We start from the raw sequence: 16124 nt of genomic DNA, 5'->3' as shown, positions 1-16124 counted from the left end.
TTTGGCGCACGTATAAAGTGCAAATGCTGCGCCTTCCGCCATGTTAGGTGACGGCGTAGATTTCCGACAGCGGTCAAATCCAGGAGCCTCTTGATGAAATCACCTGCACCCCGTGGCGCCCTCGCTGCCCTGTCATTGTCCTTGTTGCTGGCGTCGCTGGGCACCAGCATCGCCAACGTCGGCCTGCCAAGCCTGGTGCAGGCGTTTGATGCCTCATTTCAGGCGGCGCAGTGGGTGGTGCTTGCGTACTTGCTGGCAATCACTGCGGTGATCGTCAGCGTCGGGCGACTGGGGGACCTGATGGGTCGCAGCCGTTTGCTACTGGCGGGGTTACTGCTCTTCACCGTGGCCTCGGCCTTGTGCGGCCTGGCCCCGTCCCTCGGGCTGTTGATTGCTGCCCGCGCCGTGCAAGGCCTGGGCGCGGCGATCATGATGGCGATGACAATGGCGCTGGTGGGCGAGACCGTCCCCAAGGAGCGTACCGGCCGTGCCATGGGTTTGCTGGGCACGATGTCGGCCATGGGCACCGCGCTGGGGCCAAGCCTTGGCGGGATGCTGATCGCCGGGTTTGGCTGGCGCGCGCTGTTCTTCATCACCGTGCCACTGGGATTGCTGACCTTTGCCCTCGCCCGGCGCTATCTACGTGTCGAGCGCCGCGAACAACAGCCTGCGCATTCCGGGTTCAGTTTCCTGTCGACGCTACGGGATTCAACCCTAAGTGCCGGCCTGGCCATGAGCGCCCTGGTGTCGGCGGTGATGATGGCGACACTCGTCGTCGGGCCCTTCTACCTGACCCACGGTGCGGGTCTCGACCCCGCCTGGATGGGCCTGACCATGGCAGTCGGGCCCTGCGTTTCGGCATTGATGGGCGTACCTGCCGGTCGTTTGACCGACCGTTTCGGCAGCGGCCCGATGACCATCGCCGGGCTGCTTGCGATGCTGGCCGGCAGCCTGTTGCTCTCACTGACGCCGCTGAACATCGGCATTGCCGGGTACATCGGCCCGCTGATTATCCTCACCCTCGGCTACGCCCAGTTTCAGGCCGCCAACAACACCGCAGTGATGAGCAACGTACTGCCAGACCGTCGAGGCGTGGTCGCCGGCCTGCTCAATCTGGCGCGCAATCTGGGACTGATCGCCGGCGCTTCGGCCTTGGGCGCGGTGTTTGCGCGGGTTTCAGGTGACCTCGCCACGGCTACACCCGGCGATGTGGGAAGTGGGATGCAAGCGACGTTCGGCGTGGCATTGGCACTGATTGGTGTAGGCCTTTTCCTGGCCCTATGCAGCCGGTTCCGCGTTACACCTGTCTTGACAAGGTAAAATCGTAACGACTATTGTCTGACAACCTGATTACCAAGGTTTTCCCATGCTTGAGCTCCAGCGCCCTGATTCGCTCGTGATGCGCGTTGTCAGCGCCATTCGTGCAGAAATCGACTCCGGCCAACTGGCGCCCGAAGCGCGCCTGCCCACCGAACAGCAACTGGCTGAACAGCTCAATGTCAGCCGCTCGGTGGTGCGCGAAGCGATTGCCCAGCTCAAGGCCGACGGCGTACTGACTGCGCGGCGTGGCCTGGGCTCATTTATCTCCCAGACTCCCGCCGGCACCGTGTTCCGCTTTCCGGAAAAAAACGGCCGCCGCCCGGACCTCGCGCAGATGTTCGAAGTACGCCTGTGGATCGAAACCCAGGCCGCCTCGATTGCCGCCCGGCGCCGCGATGCCGCTGACCTGCACCGCATGAAAACCGCCCTGCAGGAAATGCACGACAAACGCGCGGACTTCGAAGCCGCCGCCCTGGCCGATGTGGAATTCCATCGCGCCATCGCCGAGGCCAGCAAGAACGACTATTTCGTGGCCTTCCATGACTTCCTCCGAAGCCAGCTCGCCAGTGCGCGCAAGACCGCCTGGGAAAATTCTGCCAGCCGTTTTGTCAGTGGTTCGGCCGACGCCACCCAGGAACACACCGCGCTGTACCAGGCCATCGTCGACGGTGACGCCCAAGGCGCCGCTGCCTGTGCCGAGGCGCACTTGCGCGCGGCAGCACGGCGTTTGCACCTGGAATTGCCCGACATCAACTGATCGATTCAAATCCGTTTAAAGCGTGCCGGTGGCGCGCCGTTTTTTTAACAAAATCATTAGTCTGACAACCTGATAAGCAGACTGAAATGCGTAGGTACCTACAACAATGATTTATGACTTTTGCATCATCGGCGGCGGCATCGTTGGCTTGGCCACCGCGATGGAGTTGCTCAAGCGCCAGCCCAACGCTTCCTTGGTGATCCTGGAAAAGGAAACCCTCCTGGCCAAGCACCAGACCGGCCACAACAGCGGCGTGATCCATGCCGGTATCTATTACGCGCCGGGCAGCCTCAAGGCCGAGTTGTGCAAACGCGGCGCCGAAGCCACCAAGCAGTTCTGCACTGAGCACGGGATCAAGTTCGAGGTGTGCGGCAAGTTGCTCGTGGCCTCTACCCCGCTGGAAGTGCAGCGAATGGAAGCCCTTTACGCCCGCTCGCAGCTCAACGGCATGAAAGTCGAACGCCTGGACGCCGACCAGTTGCGCCAGCGCGAACCGAACATCGTCGGACTGGGCGGGTTGTTTCTCGACGCCACCGGCATCGTCGATTACCGCGAGGTCTGCGAAACCATGGCCCGGGTGATTCGCCGTGCCGGCGGGGAAATTTGCCTGGAACGCACCGTGACCTCCATCGTCGAGGACACCGACAAAGTCACCGTCAGCACCCGGGGTGAAAGCTGGCAGGCCAAGCACCTGGTGGTGTGCGCAGGTTTGCAATCGGACCGTCTGGCGGTGATGGCCGGGGTCAAGATCGACCACCAGATCATCCCGTTTCGCGGCGAATACTTCCGCCTGCCGGAATCGAAGAACAACATCGTCAACCACCTGATCTACCCGATTCCTGATCCGGAGCTGCCCTTCCTCGGCGTGCACCTGACCCGCATGATCGACGGCAGCGTCACCGTCGGCCCGAATGCCGTACTCGGCCTGGGCCGCGAAAACTATCGCAAGTTCTCGGTGAACTGGCGTGATGTGGCGCAGTACGCAAGCTTCCCGGGCTTCTGGAAAACCCTCTGGCAGAACCTCGGTTCCGGCAGCGTCGAGATGAAGAACTCGCTGTTCAAGTCCGGCTACCTGGAGCAGTGCCGCAAGTACTGCCCTTCGCTCAACATCGAAGACCTGCTGCCCTATGAAGCCGGCATCCGCGCCCAGGCCGTGATGCGCGACGGCACCCTGGTGCACGACTTCCTGTTCGCCCAGACCCCGCGAATGCTCCACGTGTGCAACGCGCCCTCACCCGCTGCCACCTCTGCAATCCCCATCGGCGCGATGATCGCCGACCGCATGTTCAAGCCCGACTGACACCCGCGACACGCCTCACTTTGACAATAAATATAATGACTCATAAGGACGTACAGAATGACGGCAACAGCCCGCACCCCGGACTTTGAAACCCCCGAGCAAACCCAGAAACGCCTGCGCAAAGTCGCGGCCGCGACGATCTTCGGCTCGATGCTGGAGTGGTATGACTTTTACCTGTACGCCACCATGGCGGCGATTGTGTTCTCGAAGATTTTCTTCGATAACAGCGACCCGAAAGCCGCCACGCTGATGGCGTTTTCCACCTTTGCCATCGGCTTTATCGCCCGCCCGTTCGGCGGCATTCTGTTCGGCTACCTGGGGGACAAGTTCGGGCGTAAACAAGTGCTGGTGCTGACCTTCTGCATGATGGGCGTGTGCACCACGCTGATCGGCCTGATCCCCAGCTACGCCTCCATCGGCATCTGGGCGCCGATCGTGCTGGTGTTTATCCGCATCATCCAGGGCCTGGGCGCCGGTGCCGAATTGTCCGGCGCGGCGGTCACCTCCTACGAGCACGCCTCGGAAGGCAAGCGCGGCAGCCAGGGTGCATGGCCGGCGCTGGGTTTGAACCTGGGCTTGCTGCTGTCGTCGCTGACCGTGTACCTGCTGACCATCAACGGCAACGAGTTCCTGCTGGCCGGCGGCTGGCGGATTCCGTTCATTTGCAGCATCGCGCTGGTAGGTGTGGGCCTGTGGGTGCGCAACAGCATCCCGGAAACCCCGGAGTTCAAGGAGTTGAGCAAGGAAACCGCAAAGGGCAAGGCCTCGCCGCTCAAGGCGCTGTTCAAGAATGACCTGAAGGGTTTGGCCGTGGTGTTCTTCGTGGCGATTGGCTACAACGCCCTGAGCTACATCTTCAAGACCTTTTCCCTGGCGTACCTGACCCAGTTCAAGGGCGTCGATGTGCACGTGACGTCGCTGTCGGTGACCATCGCCAGCCTGATCGCCATCGTCGCCGTGCCGTGCTTCGGCTGGTTGTGCGACAAGTGGAGCAGCAAGGCTGTGCTGATGCTCGGCGGCCTGCTGTCGCTGCTGTTTGCCTACCCGTTCCTGGCGCTGCTCAACACGGGTGAGAGTCTGATGATCTACATTGCCATCGGCGTGGGCACCGGCATCCTCGCCCCGATGATGTTCGCGCCCCAGGGTTCGTTCCTGAGCCGGCAGTTCCCGACCCAGACCCGCTCTTCAGGCTTTGGCACCGGGCGCGAAATCGGCACCGCGATCGCAGGTGGCCTCGCGCCATTAGGCGCCTTGTCGATGGTCGCGGCGTCGGCCACCCACTCCACTGATGGCGTTGTGATAATCCTCGCCATCTCATCGCTGCTGGTGGTGGTGTTCGCCCTGTGCGATCAGGGCCGTAAACACTCGGCATTCAAGAACTGAGGCAAAAAGTTCGGACCAACGGGTGCATGGATGCCCCTTCATCGCGCATCATGGGCACTTTCAAGCTCAAGGGAAACGTCCATGCGCGTTCTGTCATTGATGATGGGTCTTACGACGCTGGCCGCCAGTCTGGTGTTTAGCGCCCAGGCGCAGGCGGGTGAAGAAAGCCTGTTGGTCGACTCGATCAATCAATACCGCAGCCAGGTTCAGCGCTGCGGCACTCAGGGTTCCCAGGAATTGCCGCCGCTGGCCAGCGACACGCGTCTGGTGCTGCCGGTCAACAGCGTCGGCGATCTGCAGCAGGCGTTGGCGCGGGCGGCGTACCCGATGGTCAACGTCCAGGCCATCAGCCTGTCGGGGCCAAAGAACGCTGAAGCGGCGATGAAGGCCGTGCGCGAAAGTTTTTGCCGGGTGGTGCTCGACCCGCAATTCATTGATATCGGCGTGAGCAACAGCGGCCAGGACTGGCGCATCGTGCTGGCCCGTCCGCTGTTGACCAGTGGCCTGGGCGAGACCCAGACCGAAGGCAGGAAGGTCCTCGACCTCATCAACGCCGCCCGCCAGCTACCCCACCAGTGTGGCGGCCAGGCCTTTGCCGCCACCACACCCCTGAGCTGGAACGAACAACTCGCCACCGCCGCCGCCGGCCACGCCCGCAACATGGCCAACGGCAACTTCTTCGATCACCTCGACCATGACGGCCGCACCCCGGGTGACCGGGCTGAACTGGCGGGCTACATCGGCCAGCAGATCGGCGAGAACATCGCCGCCGGCATGGACACTCCACGCAAGGTGGTCGACGGCTGGCTCGCCAGCCCCGGGCATTGCGCCAACCTGATGAACCCGCAATTCCGCGAAATGGGCGCCGCCTACGCCATGGACCCGAAAAGTGATGCCGGCATCTACTGGACGGGGTTGTTTGGCGTGCAGCAATAGCGGTTTGTATCCCAACGTATCTTCGCGCCGAGGCGACACACTGCGAGGCGCGGTGCCACTGGCGATGACACATTGCGGATACGCCAGCACGGTTTCCTGTGCACACCGGCCCACCCCGGGCCACTCACCAGGAAACCGTCATGTCCCAGAACAGCACCGTGCTCTACACCGGCAAAACCCACACCACTGGCGGCCGTGAAGGCGCCTCCCACAGCGATGACCTGCAACTGGATATCAAGCTGTCGCCGCCCGGTTCCAAGGCACCTGGCACCAACCCTGAGCAACTGTTTGGTGCCGGTTGGTCCGCTTGCTTTATCGGCGCGATGGGCAAAGCTGCACAAACCCTGCAAATCCGCCTGCCGGCCGATACCGCTGTGAGCGCCGAAGTGGACCTGGTGAACAGCCCGGAACGCGGCTATTACCTGCAAGCGCGCCTGCGTGTCAGCCTGCCGGGTATTAAACATTCGGCCGCCCAGGCACTGGTGGACCTGGCCCACCAGACGTGCCCGTACTCCAAGGCCACTCGCGGCAATATCGAGGTTGCGATCAGCGTGGCCTGAAGGCGGTTTGGCGGGTCATTGTCCAACGCAGGCATTAAAATGCCATCTAGTGGATAATCCCGCTGAACCGGCTGGGTCCAGGGGTGTCTGTTGCTTGGCATCCCTACTCAGCAAACCGTGGCAAAGAAGGCGTTCACCGAATGACAAACTGGCTGCAAGGCGGCGGCGAAATGGCCGAAAGGGTCCGGCATCACGATTGGGCCAATACCCCACTGGGGCCGCTGGACCAATGGCCAGACGTACTGAAGACCACCGTCGCGCTGTGCCTTGCCTCCAGTTTCCCTCAAGCGATCATCTGGGGGCCTTCGCTGATCACGCTGTACAACGACGGCTTTATCCCGATTATTGGCGACAAACCCGATGCCCTTGGGCGGCCTTTCAGCGAGATCTGGCAGGAAGCCTGGCCCCAAATCAGCCCCTTCGCCGACGCAGCCTTCGCGGGTGAAGCCACCTTTATCGAAAACTTCCCGTTGATCGTCGAACGCGGCGGCGCGCCGGAGCAGGCGTACTTCACCTTCTGCTACAGCCCGATCCGCGATGTGCAAGGCAAAGTCGTCGGCATGCTCGACACCGTCACCGAAACCACCGCCACCGTTGTCCTGTCCCGCCGACTGACCGAGTTGAATGCGAGCCTGGAGCAGCGCGTCAACGAAAGAACCGCCCTGCTGATCCAGACCGAAGCCGCATTGCGCCAATCGCAAAAGCTCGAAGCCATCGGCCAGTTGACCGGGGGCGTGGCCCATGACTTCAACAACCTGCTGACCATCATTCGTTCATCCGTGGACTTCCTGCGCCTGCCGAGCCTGTCCGAAGAACGTCGCCAACGCTACATGAGCGCCGTCACCGACACCGTGGAGCGGGCCGGTAAATTGACCAGTCAGTTGCTCGCGTTCGCCCGCCGCCAGCCGCTCAACCCGGAAGTGTTCGATGCGGCCCAGCGGGTCAAGAACATCGGCGAGATGCTCGAGACGGTCACTGGCGCGCGGATTCAGGTGCGCGTCGAACTGCCGGCGCAGCCGTGCTACATCCGCGCCGACTCCAGTCAGTTTGAAACCGCACTGATCAACGTCGCCCTCAACGCCCGGGACGCCATGAACGGCCAGGGCACCCTGACCCTGCGCCTGGATGCCGATCAAGCACTGCCGAGCATCCGCGGTGACGCCGGCTCACAGCAGGCGTTTATTGCGATCTCCCTCACCGACACCGGCAGCGGGATTCCCGGTGAGACGTTCGAGCGCATCTTCGAACCGTTTTTCACTACCAAGGAAGTTGGCAAGGGTACCGGCCTCGGGCTGTCCCAGGTGTTCGGCTTCGCCAAGCAGTCAGGCGGCAACGTCGATGTGGCCAGCCAGGTCGGCCAAGGCACGGTATTTACCCTGTACCTGCCGCAAGTGTTGCCCGAAGAGGGCTTTGAACGCTGCACACCCGAAACGTGTGGCCTGATCGCGGACTGCGCCCAGCGCCATATTCTGGTGGTGGAAGACAACCTGGAAGTGGGCCGCTTTGCCAATCAGATCCTCCAGGACCTGGGCTACCAGACCACCTGGGCCACCAATGCCGAACAGGCCCTGGAGCTGGCCGGTATAGAGGTAAAGGGATTCGATGCGGTGTTTTCCGATGTGGTGATGCCCGGCATCACCGGCGTGGCGCTGGCCAGGGAACTGCGGCGGCGCAGGCCTGGCTTGCCGGTGGTGCTGACCTCGGGCTACAGCGAGGAGCTGGCAGAAAGCGGCTACGAAGGCCTGGCCTTCCTGCCCAAGCCCTACTCCGCAGACCAGGTCTCACAGGTGCTGGCCAAGGCGTTGCTCAAGGGCTAAGCCCTATTCCGCCACCGCCACCTGGTTACGCCCGAGGGCCTTGGCGCGGTACAGCGCCTTGTCTGCGGTGTTCATCAAGCCGTGCAGGTCCTGGTCCACCGCCCTGGCCCAGGCCACACCGAGGCTCGCGGTCAACCCATGGACCGGCTCGCTGGTCAGCCCCGCGATGGCCTTGATCAACTGCTCGGCAATGTGCCGGCCGGTCTCCAGCGACGTATCCGGCAGCAGCACCGCAAACTCCTCGCCACCCAACCGCCCATAGACATCGGCCTGGCGAAACGACGCGCTGATCACCCCGCCAATCTGCCGCAGCACTTGGTCCCCGGCCTGGTGGCCGTAGGTGTCATTGATGTTTTTGAAGTGGTCCATGTCCATCATCAGCGCACACAACGGCTGCTGGTTATGCCGACATTGTTCGTAGAGCAACTGCGCGTGCTCGAAGAACGCCCGGCGGTTCATCAGCCCGGTGAGCTCGTCGGTTTGTGCGGCGCGGGTGGAAATATTGTGGGCACGTTCCATTTGCCGGGTCAGGCGAAAGGCTTTCTCCAAAGCATCCGACAGCTTGCGCGTGGCGCCACCGACAAACGAGGAAAACACCAGCACCGCCAACGCCATGCCGACTTGCATCGAGGACGGTTGAAACAGCAGCCACAGGGTGCATGGCAGCAGAACCAGGCCCATAGAGACCAGGGTCATGTAGCGATAGGCCGAATAACAGGAGACGGCGCTGACCGACATGCCCACGGTGAACAACATCACCAGGGCCTGGGAGAGTCGGTCGTCGGTGGGCATCAGCGCAAGCGCACCGAGCCCCCAGACCCCGGCGGACAACATCAGCGTCACCCAGTAACGCCGTTCCCAGCGTGCGGGGGTGCGATCACTGATGGAGCAGCGAAACCAGGCCATGAACATCGACACTCGCAGCAGCGACGTGCCCGCCAGCACCACCAGCCACACCAGCATTACCGAGTGATCAAAACGTTCCCAGCACAGCCAGCAGAGCATCGCGGCGGCCATATAACTGCCGAACACCGCAGAAAATGATTGGCGAAACAGCTGGTGCAATCGATCTGTTCGTACCTGCTCCTCGATGAAGCAATCCTGGTCCTGCCCACGCCCAAGGCCATTCATTTGGTCCGCCTGATCTTACTGCCGCGACAAAGTGCCATTGTGGCATCCTGCCAGTAGCCCTAACAACTGAATCAAGCGTGCTAGAGCGCCGAAAGCAGGATAAATATAGGTGAACACCTTCTCTCTCGCTCCTAGGATCAGAGCCAATCCATGCCTGACTACACGATAACCACCCAACGATTGATGCTAAGGCCCCCAACGGTCGACGATGCGGCCAGTGTATTCGCCATTTATGGCGATCCCGAGACGAACCGCTACAACCCGGCAGGCCCCTTGACCGACCTGGATCAAGTAAAAGCCGTGCTGGATCGCTGGCTGGAGCACTGGGCAGAACATGGCTTTGGCCAATGGGCGATCGTGACCCAAGAGACGCCACAACGCGTGATCGGCTTTGGGGGCATCACGCTGTACCACTACAACGAGGTTGAGCGGATCAACCTGGGTTACCGCTTCGCCGTCAGCGCCTGGGGCCAGGGTTATGCAACAGAGCTTGCCAGGGCGGCGTTGCAGTTTGGCTTTGTCGAACTGGACCAGCCGCAGGTGTACGGCGTGGTGCGTCCGGCCCATACAGCCTCGATCAAGGTGCTGGAGAAAATCGGTATGCGGCCCATCGATGAGCTGGACGATGTGCCCGGGCAGGCGCCGAGCCTGGTGTTCGTGGCCACGCGCGGGGATTAATCCAGCGGCGGAATGACCCCGTCAGCCAGGGTTTTAAGCAACCGTGCGCGCCGCAGCTCAAGGTCGGCAATCTGCCGCTCGATCGAGGCCAGTCGTTCCCGCTGGGCAGCGGACGTCTGCGAACACGCGGCAGCCCCTTCGATCATGCGCATGCAGTCAGGGAAACTGCGGATCTCGGCCAGGCTGAAGCCCGTCGCGATCATCCGCTGGATCTGCCGGACCTGCGCCACGGCGGCGGCGGGAAACGTGCGATAGCCATTACTGGCACGGCTGGACGTGAGCAAGCCATGCTCGTCGTAATGGCGGATCGAACGCACACTCGCGCCGCTCTGCCGGGCAAGTTCGCCGATGCTCAAGGCGCTGGAGGGTTGGGTATTGTTCATCGAAAAAACATAACACGATTTTCCCTCTTGACCCTCACACCAGTGTGAGGGCTGACCCTAGGGCACCTACCCTGAACCGGAGCACCGTTCATGCCCTTTCGTCCCCTCACCCGTCGCCTGTGCGCACTGTTGCTGGCAGGCGTTCTGCTTGCCGTATCCGCGGCCGCCCTTGCCCAGACCAAAACCTATACCGTTACCGCGCCGGACGGCGTCACCCTGGCGGTCCAGGAATCAGGAAACCCCGACGGCCCCACCCTGCTCTTCATTCACGGCTTGCTGGGCAGTCACTTGAACTGGGAAGCGCAGGTAAACAGCCCGCAACTGCAGCGTTTTCGCATGATCACCTACGACCTGCGCGGCCATGGCCTTTCGAGCAAACCCACCGAAGACGCGGCCTACACCGAAGGCCGTCGCTGGGCGGATGACCTCAATGCGGTGATAACCGCCTCCCATGCCGACAAGCCCTTGCTGGTGGGCTGGTCGCTGGGCGGCGCAGTGATTTCCAACTACCTGGCCCGGTACGGCGATAGCCAGATTGCGGGCGCGGTGTATGTCGATGGCGTCATTGAGCTCAAGGCGGACCAAATCGTGGCGCACCCCGAGGTGTACCGCGACTTGAACGCGCCAAACCTGAAGACTCATCTGGACACCGTGCGCGAGTTCCTGGCCCTGTGTTTTCACACCCAACCCGACAGCCGTACCTTCGAACGCCTGCTGGCCAACGCAGCCATGGCTTCCTGGGACATGCAGCGCGCCGTGCAATCCATGACGGTCGACGCCGCCAAGGGCCTGGGCGGCGCGAAAGTGCCGGTGTTGCTGCTGTATGGCGCCCGCGATGCCCTGGTCCAGGCGGGGCCGGCCATCGCCTGGGCGAAACAGCTCAATCCGCAGGTGCACAGCAGGTTGTATGCAAACGCCGGCCATGCACCGTTCGCCGAAGAGCCCGAGCGCTTCAATCACGACCTGGCAGGTTTCTTCGACGCGCTCCAGGCCAACGCCAATCATTGACCTGCCTTGTATCGCAGTGTGTCCAAGCCACCCTGCGATACAAAAGCTTTAACCCAAGGGTTTTCCCGAAACAGGCGGGATACACAACTGCGTTCAACTGTGAGCCAGGCACATCACCCGCCGCTGGAGAATCACCATGCACACACCGCTGAACACCCCGCCCGGTTTCAAGCCCCGCCGCCTGATGGGCGCGTCGTTGCTGGCCCTTACGCTGTTGCAGTTCGGTGGCGTCGGCGTAGCCAGTGCACAGGACACACAAGCACCTGCGGTTGCCAGCGCAAGTACCCACACCGCGCTTGGCCCGTTGAAACATGTGAAGGCCGGCTTGCTGGACGTGGCATACGCTGAAGTCGGCCCGGCCGAAGGCCCGGTGGTGATCCTGCTGCACGGCTGGCCCTACGACATTGACAGCTACTCCGAGGTAGCGCCGCTGCTGGCGGCCCAGGGCTATCGGGTGCTGGTGCCCTACGCCCGCGGCTACGGCGACACGCACTTCCTGTCGGCAAAGACCCTGCGCAACGGCCAGCCGGCCGCACTCGCGGTCGATCTGATCGACTTCATGGATGCACTGAAAATCAAACACGCCGTGCTCGGCGGCTACGACTGGGGCGCACGCACCGCCGACATCGTCTCGACACTGTGGCCGGAGCGGGTCAAAGCGCTGGTGTCGGTCAGCGGCTACCTGATCGGCAACCAGGCTGCCGGCAAGAACCCGTTGCCGCCCAAGGCCGAGCTGCAATGGTGGTACCAGTTCTACTTCGCCACCGATCGCGGCGCCGCCGGCTACGCAAAAAACACCCACGACTTCGCCAAGCTGATCTGGCAGATCGCCTCGCCGAAATGGGCGTTTGACGACGCCACCTTCGACCGCAGCGCCAAAGGCCTGGACAACCCCGATCATGTCGCCGTGTCGATCTTCAACTACCGCTGGCGCCTGGGGCTGGTGCAGGGTGAAAAGAAATACGCAGCGCTGGAGCAGAAACTCGCCACCGCCCCGTCCATCGGCGTACCCACCATCACCCTGGAAGGCGACGCCAACGGCGCGCCACACCCGGCAGCGGAAGACTACGCCAAGCGCTTTACCGGCAAGTACGAATACCGGTTGATCAGCGGCGGCATCGGCCACAACCTGCCGCAGGAAGCACCGCAAGCGTTTGCCAAGGCTGTAATTGATGCGGATCACCTGTGATGAAGCGCCTGCATCTTGCTGCGCTCGTCGCTGCAACCGCCGCTGTGGTGGCCGCGGCTACCGGGTTCGCCTTTGGCGGCTCTACCACCAGCGAGCCGTCACCGATCTACGGCGTGACCATTCCCGACGGCTACCGCCAATGGGAGCTGATCGCACCGGCACAGGAAGCCGACCCGCTGAATGAGCTGCGTGTGGTACTGGGCAACAAGGTCGCGCTCAAGGCTTACCGCGACGGCACGCTGCCCTTCCCCGACGGCACCGTGCTGGCGAAGCTGGCCTGGAAACACGTGCAGTCGCCCGAGTTCAAGACTGCATCGATTCCCGGTGCAGCCACCACCGTGCAGTTCATGGTCAAGGATTCGAAGAAATACGCGGCGACAGGAGGCTGGGGTTTTGGGCGGTTCATCAATGGCAAACCGGTGGACCAGGCGCAGCATGAGACGTGCTTTGCCTGCCATCAGGCGTTGGTGAAGAACCACGATTATGTGTTCACCCGGCTGGCGCCTTGAGACGAACCTCTGGGCCAAATGAAGAAGGCCGCCCGTAGGCGGCCTTCATTTAAAGCAGTTACCGGCAACTGATCAAAACAGCGCGTAGGTGTAGTTGAAGATCAGGCGGGTCTGGTCCTGGTCGGCAGTGCCGGTGTTATGGCCGTGGTAGCTGCCGGTACGGAAGGTGGTACCGAAGCCTTTCAGCGGGCCTGCTTGCACGACGTAATCCAGACGGAAATCGGTTTCGCGTTCCGACTGATCGCTGCCACCGGCAATCTTGGCCTTGATGTCGCTGCCGTTGAGGTAGGCAATGGAAGCTTTCAGGCCAGGCACCAGGGTTCTGAAGTCATACAGGTACTGGCCGAAATTGACTTGCTCGCCCGCGCGGGAGAACTGGCCAACCACGGCGTCCGTAAAGAGGTAGAAGTCGGAGCCGGCCGCGCCTTGTGCATTAGGGTCGGCGATGCTGCCCTGGTTGACCCAGACGAAGCCGCCGTCATCGCTCACGCCAATGTGGCCGAGCATCAACTGACTGCCACCCAACTGGTAGGTGAATGCAGCACTGTAGGTTTTGTTGTCGACTTCACCGGCGTGCTTGGCATAGCCGCCGTTGTTGTTGAACGCATAGCCGGCCGAACCGTTTTTACCGTCGCTGGTGCTGTCGAAATAGCGCAGGTCGGTCTTGAACGATTGGTCATTGCCCAACGGCAGCACGTGCACCAGGCCGAAATAATTCTGTTTGTAGAAGTCTTCCAGGTTGGCGTAGTAGTACTGCAACGTCAGGTTTTTAGCGATGACGTTGTCAGAAGAACCAAACGGCTGGTAGTCAACGCCGCCAAAACGGAAGCTATCGCTGTCGCGAGTGGCACCGGCAACGCTCAAGCCTGTGGAGTTACTCGATGCACGACCTTCAGCCTTGTTCAGCTCGCCACCGGTGAAGGTGACGTTAGGGATGTCCTTGGAAGTCAGGATACCGCCGTCGAACGTTTGCGGTGCTGCGCGGCTATCGTTGGAGACCAGGATCGGCAGGATCGGGGCCAAGCCACCGCCCACGTGCAATTCAGTCTGGGAAATACGAAATTTAACGTTGCCGGCGGCACGACCGAAGCTGTCAGCAGGCTCGGTGCCATTGTTCTTCACCGGGAAGAAGCTGTTGCCGTTACCCGACAGGCCGTTGCCCGCTGCGTGGCCATCGCCACCGTCCAGGCGCAAGGCGCCGAACGCCATCACGTCAAAACCTACGCCGACGGTGCCTTGGGTGTAGCCGGATTTGTAGTCGAAACGCAGTACTTGAGCCGCTTCACGCAGGTCGTTCGCGGTGCCGGAGTGAACGTCGGCGTTGTAATACATCGTGCGCGAACTGATCGACGAATGACTGTCTTCGAGGAAGCCGCTATGGCCGTCACCCGTGCCGAGTGAGCCAAGACCAAAACCATCTGCGCTGGCTTGTTGTGCAAGGACAGCCGCCGTGATGGCCAACGCTAATGTAGAGAGTTTCATTTACTGCGCCCCTGTGAACATTATTTTTTTACTGTCCTTCGAGCGAATACCGTTGCGGCCCTGCAAACGCTGCGGATTGTGGCATGGGGCCTATGGCGCAGATTGTGAAATTTTTGTCATGTTGGAATGAAAAAACCGTCATGAAAAGGCCGTAAAAGCCGGCCTTTTCCGAGGGTTGATTGCCGTTGAGTTGTATGACGACCGCTAACGTGCGGTGTGCTGATCAGGCCGGAGTCGGTGGCGAAAATGCGAGAATTGGTAGGCAACCGCCAACCACACAAACCAGGCAGGCATCACGCAAAGTGCCAGGCGAGTGTCTGGGCGCAGTGCCAACAGGCAAAGTACAAAAGCCATGAACCCAAGTGAAACCCACGCCATCGGCAAGCCTCCAGGCATCTTGTAGAGGGATTTTGCGTGCAGCTCCGGTCGTTTTTTACGATAGGCAATGTAGGACGCCAGGATCGTCGACCAGGTAAAGATCACCAGAATCGCCGAGACGGTGGAGACGATGGTAAACGCCGTCATCACTTCCGGGACTATAAACAGCAGCAACAAGCCAAGCAGCATCAGGAAGGTGGTAAACGCCAGGCTGATAAACGGCACGCTGCTTTTTGATAGCCGTCGGAATATCCCCGGTGCGTCCCCCAGATCCGCCAGACCAAACAACATGCGACTGGCCGAAAATACCCCACTGTTGGCCGACGAAGCCGCTGACGTCAGCACCACGAAGTTCACAATCCCCGCAGCGGCGGGAAACCCGGCCACCAGAAACAACTCAACAAACGGGCTCTTGCTCGGCGACACCTGCTCCCAGGACGTCACCGCAATGATGCACGCCAGGGCCAGTACGTAGAACAGGATGATGCGCAGCGGAATCGAGTTGATCGCCTTGGGCAGCGTCTTCTCCGGCGAGCGGGTTTCCGCCGCCGCCGTGCCAATCAACTCAGTGCCGGCAAACGAAAAGATCGCCATCTGGAATCCGGCAAAAAACCCGAACAAGCCATTGGGAAACGCCGCCTGTTTATCCAGCAAATGGTTCAGGGAAGCCGTGACACCGGTGGGTGACACAAACGAGCTGGCGATCAATACCACGCTCACGCTGATCAAGGTCACCACGGCGATGATCTTGATGATCGCAAACCAGAATTCCACCTCACCGAATAACCTCACCGTCAGCACATTCAAGGCAAACAGGGTCAGCAACATCGCTATCGCCGGGATCCAGGCCGGCACGTCCGGGAACCAATACTGGAAAAAGCCCCCGACCACCACCGCATCCCCCACCACCGCTACGCTCCAGCTCAGCCAGTACGACCAGCCCAGAAAAAACGCCGCACGCGGCCCCAGGTACGCACCGGCAAAGTCGGCGAAGCTTTTGAAGTTGAGGTTGGATAACAGCAGCTCGCCCATGGCGCGCATCACGAAATACACAAACAGCCCGATGATCATGTAGATCAGGATGATCGAGGTGCCGGACAGCGCAATGATCTTGCCCGAGCCCATGAACAGGCCGGTGCCAATCGCACCGCCCATGGCCATCAGCTGGATATGCCGGTTGTTGAGGGTGCGTTGCAAAGCGGGCTTTTCAATCAGCCCGGGCGCGGTTGTTTTCATCACAAAACCTCTTGTTATGTTTTTGAGTTTTGGCAGAAAAAAGTCAGGCGGTTTTTA

15 protein-coding genes are annotated in these 16124 nt (G+C 61.3%); 11 read left to right on the top strand and 4 right to left on the bottom strand.

The features are described 5' to 3' along the window. The first annotated feature begins 93 nt into the window (after positions 1-93). The 7 genes from D109_RS0102715 (at position 94) to D109_RS0102685 (ending at position 8073) form a co-directional block, all read left to right on the top strand. A complete protein-coding gene (locus tag D109_RS0102715; RefSeq protein ID WP_017475561.1) occupies positions 94-1320 on the top strand; it encodes an MFS transporter in 1227 nt (408 codons plus the stop codon). Positions 1321-1366: 46 nt separating this feature from the next. Beyond that, entirely contained in the window at positions 1367-2077 is a 711-nt protein-coding gene (locus D109_RS0102710) for a FadR/GntR family transcriptional regulator (RefSeq protein ID WP_017475560.1), read from the top strand. A 106-nt stretch (positions 2078-2183) separates the two neighbouring features. Then, positions 2184-3377, top strand: a complete 1194-nt coding sequence (lhgO, locus tag D109_RS0102705) for an L-2-hydroxyglutarate oxidase (RefSeq protein WP_017475559.1) — start codon at positions 2184-2186, stop codon at positions 3375-3377. A gap of 57 nt (positions 3378-3434) precedes the next feature. Next, a complete protein-coding gene (locus tag D109_RS0102700; RefSeq protein ID WP_017475558.1) occupies positions 3435-4760 on the top strand; it encodes an MFS transporter in 1326 nt (441 codons plus the stop codon). 81 nt (positions 4761-4841) lie between these two features. Next, positions 4842-5696, top strand: a complete 855-nt coding sequence (locus D109_RS0102695) for a CAP domain-containing protein (RefSeq protein ID WP_017475557.1) — start codon at positions 4842-4844, stop codon at positions 5694-5696. Positions 5697-5836: 140 nt separating this feature from the next. Then, positions 5837-6256: an organic hydroperoxide resistance protein gene (locus tag D109_RS0102690; protein WP_017475556.1), complete on the top strand. Its 420-nt coding sequence runs from the start codon at positions 5837-5839 to the stop codon at positions 6254-6256. A 140-nt stretch (positions 6257-6396) separates the two neighbouring features. Beyond that, the gene (locus D109_RS0102685; protein ID WP_017475555.1) at positions 6397-8073 is read left to right on the top strand and encodes an ATP-binding protein; all 1677 of its coding nucleotides are present in this window, start codon (positions 6397-6399) and stop codon (positions 8071-8073) included. A 3-nt stretch (positions 8074-8076) separates the two neighbouring features. On the opposite strand, the gene D109_RS0102680 is transcribed toward D109_RS0102685, so the two are convergent. Next, positions 8077-9204, bottom strand: a complete 1128-nt coding sequence (locus tag D109_RS0102680) for a diguanylate cyclase (protein ID WP_017475554.1) — start codon at positions 9202-9204, stop codon at positions 8077-8079. Positions 9205-9354: 150 nt separating this feature from the next. On the opposite strand from D109_RS0102680, the gene D109_RS0102675 reads away from it, so the two are divergent. Continuing rightward, complete coding sequence (locus tag D109_RS0102675) at positions 9355-9882, top strand: GNAT family N-acetyltransferase (RefSeq protein ID WP_017475553.1); 528 nt, start codon at positions 9355-9357, stop codon at positions 9880-9882. Here the strand turns inward: D109_RS0102675 and D109_RS0102670 are convergent. Beyond that, the gene (locus tag D109_RS0102670; protein WP_017475552.1) at positions 9879-10265 is read right to left on the bottom strand and encodes a MerR family transcriptional regulator; all 387 of its coding nucleotides are present in this window, start codon (positions 10263-10265) and stop codon (positions 9879-9881) included. The genes D109_RS0102675 and D109_RS0102670 overlap by 4 nt on opposite strands. Positions 10266-10355: 90 nt before the next feature. Here D109_RS0102670 and D109_RS0102665 point away from each other — a divergent pair, with 90 nt between their 5' ends. The 3 genes from D109_RS0102665 to D109_RS0102655 all read left to right on the top strand — a co-directional run bounded on the left by D109_RS0102665 (position 10356) and on the right by D109_RS0102655 (position 12971). After that, a complete protein-coding gene (locus D109_RS0102665) occupies positions 10356-11273 on the top strand; it encodes an alpha/beta fold hydrolase (protein WP_017475551.1) in 918 nt (305 codons plus the stop codon). 136 nt (positions 11274-11409) lie between these two features. Next, on the top strand, positions 11410-12462 hold the full coding sequence (locus D109_RS0102660; RefSeq protein WP_017475550.1) for an alpha/beta fold hydrolase: 1053 nt from the start codon (positions 11410-11412) through the stop codon (positions 12460-12462). Next, complete coding sequence (locus tag D109_RS0102655; RefSeq protein ID WP_017475549.1) at positions 12462-12971, top strand: cytochrome P460 family protein; 510 nt, start codon at positions 12462-12464, stop codon at positions 12969-12971. The genes D109_RS0102660 and D109_RS0102655 overlap by 1 nt, the downstream gene beginning before the upstream one ends. Positions 12972-13043: 72 nt before the next feature. Here the strand turns inward: D109_RS0102655 and D109_RS0102650 are convergent, their stop codons facing one another. Both D109_RS0102650 and D109_RS0102645 read right to left on the bottom strand, forming a co-directional pair. Continuing rightward, positions 13044-14453 carry an OprD family outer membrane porin gene (locus tag D109_RS0102650; RefSeq protein ID WP_026077742.1) on the bottom strand — a complete coding sequence of 470 codons (1410 nt, stop codon included), beginning with the start codon at positions 14451-14453 and terminating at the stop codon, positions 13044-13046. A gap of 204 nt (positions 14454-14657) precedes the next feature. Further along, positions 14658-16067 carry an amino acid permease gene (locus tag D109_RS0102645; protein WP_017475547.1) on the bottom strand — a complete coding sequence of 470 codons (1410 nt, stop codon included), beginning with the start codon at positions 16065-16067 and terminating at the stop codon, positions 14658-14660. Positions 16068-16124 lie beyond the last annotated feature (57 nt).

The organism is Pseudomonas sp. PAMC 26793, assembly GCF_000313235.1.
Lineage (GTDB): Bacteria > Pseudomonadota > Gammaproteobacteria > Pseudomonadales > Pseudomonadaceae > Aquipseudomonas > Aquipseudomonas yamanorum.
This window is presented reverse-complemented; position numbering and strand designations above follow the sequence as displayed.